This is a genomic window from Vibrio sp. PNB23_22_6, from assembly GCF_052877535.1.
In genome coordinates this window covers 1-323 of the sequence record NZ_JBNFXP010000084.1, presented here as the reverse complement: position 1 = coordinate 323, position 323 = coordinate 1, and the positions used below count along the sequence as shown (strand labels likewise).

The 323-nt window shown below is 45.2% G+C and carries 1 tRNA gene; it reads left to right on the top strand.

Going from position 1 to position 323, the window contains the following annotated elements:
• Nucleotides 1-92 precede the first annotated feature (92 nt).
• Nucleotides 93-168, top strand: a tRNA-Ala gene (locus ACVA54_RS19730).
• Nucleotides 169-323: the final 155 nt, after the last annotated feature.

The window sequence follows — 323 nt, the reverse complement described above, 5'->3', positions numbered from 1 at the left end:
CCCGTTCGTCTAGAGGCCTAGGACACCGCCCTTTCACGGCGGTAACAGGGGTTCGACTCCCCTACGGGATACCATCTCCTCATAAGGAATATGGGGCTATAGCTCAGCTGGGAGAGCGCTTCGCTGGCAGCGAAGAGGTCTGCGGTTCGATCCCGCATAGCTCCACCATCTTTAAGCATACTTTCTTTAAATAGAAAGACGAGTGTGTTTAGAAATGGTTTCTTTCTTTAAGTAGGAAGTTAAATCTAGCTCTTTAACAATTTGGAAAGCTGACTAAACAATCCTTGTCTTTAAATAGATAGGAGATTGTTTGTAAAGTTCTC